The sequence below is a fragment of the Caballeronia sp. M23-90 genome (genome assembly GCF_053574605.1).
Map to the genome: position 1 here is coordinate 1 of NZ_JBSIPA010000597.1, position 3,325 is coordinate 3,325.

Here is a 3,325-nt window from a genome sequence, read left to right on the forward strand (position 1 = left end):
GGATCGTCCAAAGGCAACGGCGGGATTCACCGTCAACGCATACGCGCGTGACCTCAATCACCCTCGCTGGCTGTACGTACTTCCGAACGGCGACGTGCTCGTTGCCGAAGCTGACGCGCCAGAGGTATACTGAATACCGCCGGCAGCACACTGCAAGTTCACTTCCCGCCGCATATGACGAAGCAGGTCATGAAGCACATTTCAGTGGGCAACGCCATTCGCGTACACGGCGTGAAACCGCGTGACGCGAATGTCATCGCGGCAGTATCGCTGACGAGTGCGCAAGGCGCGGAGCTCGTTGATGAAGGCCCGCAGCATCACGGTCCGAAGGCCCCGAAACCCGAAGGCAAACCAATGGACGTTCAAGGCGAAGTGACCCTGTCGCTGTATGGCCCGAAGGGCGAGCTGCGCGGCGCGCTTCTCGACGACGGCACATCGCTGCGCATGCCGCCTCACGCCGCAGCCGAACTCGTGGACTATCTGAGCCCGGGCGCATGTGTTCAGGCATGGGGGAATGGCGTGAAGAACAAGTATGGCCGCACGATCGACGTCCATGACATCGCCAAGCTGGTCGATGCTGCCTGATCCCACGGCCGGAATCTTCTGAGTGGTCGCCGTCGTAATGGCGTAGGACTTGATGCGCGGGACCGGGCGGTTCGGTCTCGCGCAAGGTCTCACGGCGCTCGCGGTGCGTATTGGCGTCGCCGCTGCGCGTCGAGGCATCGGCGGCTTGACGCTGGCCTTAGAGCTGGCCGAACCCCGTCAATCCGATCAGGCTTCCCAAGGCCAGCAACCACAACGGATGCACCTTCGTCTTGAAAGACAGCACCGCGATCACCGCCGTGATGCCGCCAAGCACCCATTGCGAGTCCGACGCCTCCGCGATCAGCGCGGCGCTCGCCGCAAGGAGACCTGCGGTCATCGGCACGAGGCCGAGTTGCACATATCGTCGCCACGGATGCAGCCTGAAGCGCTCCCACGCGTGCATGGCCGCAATGGTCACGACGGACGAAGGCCCGAACTTCGCAATCGATGTCACGATCACGCCGGGCCATCCCGCGACGTGCCAGCCAATCAGTGTCACGATCATCATGTTCGGCCCCGGCGCCGCCTGGGCGAGCGCGAACATCGCGGAAAAATCCGCTTTCGACATCCACTGATGCACCTCGACGACTTGCCGCTGCATCTCGGGCAGGATGGAGTTGCCGCCGCCGAATGCGAGCAGCGAGAGCTGGCTGAAAATTGCGGCGAGGGAAGCGAGATCGTGGTTCATCGGTTCACCTCGCGATTCGTTTTGGATGCGATGAATATCGATATTGGCGTAAGCACGAGCATCACGGGCAGCAGCGGCAAGCGCAGCAATGCGATCGCCACGAACGCCAGCGCGGCGACGACTGCCATCGACACTTTCTTGCGCAAGGGCCACGCGACTCTTACGGCCATCGATACCAGCAGACCCGCCGCTGCAGCAGCCAGTCCGGCGAAAAGGTGGCGGATGTGTACGTCGTTATGCGTGCGCTGATAGAGCACGCCGAGCCCGATCACGATCAGAGATGGCCCGACCAGCAATCCGAGCAGCCCGGCAAGCGCGCCGGGCACGCCGCGAAATTTCATCCCGATCGCGGCCGACAAGTTGATCACGTTGCCGCCCGGCAGGAACTGGCAAAGGCCGAGCAGATCGGTGAATTCGTCGGCGTTGAGCCACTTGCGGCGCTCCACGATTTCGCGGCGTGCCAGCGGCAGCGCGCCACCGAACGCGGTCAGCCCGAGCGTCAGGAAGCCGATAAAGATATCCGCGACGGTCGGCGGCGCCGGCGGCTGTGCGTGAGCGTCTTCGTGCATTGATCGCAATGAGTGCTTTGGAAAAGCGAGAGAGGGTAACGCTTTGTTCGCGCGGATTCAAAGCGTTGACTGCGTAGCCGTTGTCGAGCGTTCAGGTAGTCTTCGCCGCGTTGCGATCCCGGCGGGATTCGTAAGCTTTCAGATGCGTATAGGCAGTCGAGAAGATCGGCGAATGTTGCTCTTGCTCCGCCACCTTGCCGCGCGCAATCAGGTCGCCCACCACGTGATCCGCTTCGATACGCGCGCCGTTCTCGAGGTCGCGCAGCATCGAAGCGGTGATGCCGGACCCGGTTTCGGTGAGCATGGAGTGCGTGCGGGTCACAGCGGCTTCGCCCGGCGGGAAACCGTTTGCCGCGGCGATGGCGCGGGCTTCATCGAAAAGATCGAGCAACAGTTTCTGGCCGCCCGGCGCCGCGATGATATCGCCCACCGGCGCGCGCATCAGGCACGTGCCGGCTGCAAGCGTCGCGAGAAAGGTCCACTTTTCCCACATGGACTGGAGAACGTTCTGGCTTGCGAAGGCGTCGAATTGCGCGCCAGTCAGCTCGGCCGTGATCGCCTCGATGCGCGTCGAAGTTCCGCCCGCGCGCTCGCCAAACGTCAGGGAATGCAGCTTGTTCAGATGCACGACCGTGCCTTCGGCATCGAGCGTTACAGCCGCGACGCACTGGCCGCCCAGCACGCGGTCGGGGCCGAACTGTGTTTCGAGCACATCGAGATGATGCATGCCGTTGAGCAGCGGCAGGATGGCGGTGTTCGGGCCGACCGAGGTTTTTATCGATTCGATGGCGCCGTCAAGATCGTAAGCCTTGCAACTGAGCACGATCAGGTCGAACGGTTCGGTCACGTCCTTGGCCAGTACAACGGGCGGATTCGGTATCGATAAATCGCCGTTCGGGCTGCGCAGGTTGAGGCCCGTTTGCGCAAGTTGCGCAGCGCGCCGTTCACGTACGAGGAACGTCACGTCCCTTCCGGCGTCAAGCAGCCGTCCGCCGAAATAACCGCCGATTGCGCCTGCGCCCACCACCAGAATCCGCATGTGCTCCTCCTGAATAGTCTGATTTTTTGCGCGTGGATTTTCATGTGACCGCGCGCCGCTCCTGATCATGCCGCTCAAGCCTGCCAGACACCATAACCCGCTTCCCGCAAGCCAATAGCAAGTTCCACTTCCATCTCCCGAGCGCCTTCGTACGGCATCGGGTTATACAACTCGTACAGTTGCGGCAACAAGCGCAAGCCGAAATCGCGCACATAACGGTTCGACTGGATGCCGGCCTTGTGTTTATCGAAACGAACATCAGGGTCGATACCCGTCATGCCCACATATACAAAAGGCTTGCCCAGCACGTAATCCGGGTTGGCGCGCCGGAAACGCGCTTCGTTCCAGACCAGATCGGCGAGTTCGATCACGTAGACGTGGTAATGGTGAACCTTCCTTCGAAGCGCCATGCATTTGCCTTGTTGCGCTTATTCCGCGCGCAGA

4 protein-coding genes and 1 pseudogene are annotated in these 3,325 nt (G+C 61.9%); 1 reads left to right on the top strand and 4 read right to left on the bottom strand.

Going from position 1 to position 3,325, the window contains the following annotated elements; all coding sequences use genetic code 11:
- Positions 1–153: 153 nt before the first annotated feature.
- Positions 154–585 (top strand): annotated as a pseudogene (locus ACRXB1_RS33160) (hypothetical protein); the annotation flags it as partial.
- 157 nt (positions 586–742) lie between these two features.
- On the opposite strand, the gene ACRXB1_RS33165 reads toward ACRXB1_RS33160, so the two are convergent.
- The 4 genes from ACRXB1_RS33165 to ACRXB1_RS33180 all read right to left on the bottom strand — a co-directional run bounded on the left by ACRXB1_RS33165 (position 743) and on the right by ACRXB1_RS33180 (position 3,291).
- Entirely contained in the window at positions 743–1,273 is a 531-nt protein-coding gene (locus ACRXB1_RS33165) for a chromate transporter (RefSeq protein WP_174362339.1), read from the bottom strand.
- Positions 1,270–1,842 carry a chromate transporter gene (locus tag ACRXB1_RS33170; RefSeq protein ID WP_174362340.1) on the bottom strand — a complete coding sequence of 191 codons (573 nt, stop codon included), beginning with the start codon at positions 1,840–1,842 and terminating at the stop codon, positions 1,270–1,272. The genes ACRXB1_RS33165 and ACRXB1_RS33170 overlap by 4 nt, the downstream gene beginning before the upstream one ends.
- A gap of 91 nt (positions 1,843–1,933) precedes the next feature.
- Positions 1,934–2,881: a 2-dehydropantoate 2-reductase gene (panE, locus tag ACRXB1_RS33175; RefSeq protein ID WP_375507995.1), complete on the bottom strand. Its 948-nt coding sequence runs from the start codon at positions 2,879–2,881 to the stop codon at positions 1,934–1,936.
- Between the two features lie 74 nt (positions 2,882–2,955).
- Positions 2,956–3,291 (bottom strand): hypothetical protein, encoded by a 336-nt coding sequence (locus ACRXB1_RS33180; protein ID WP_174362342.1) that lies wholly within the window; start codon positions 3,289–3,291, stop codon positions 2,956–2,958.
- Positions 3,292–3,325 lie beyond the last annotated feature (34 nt).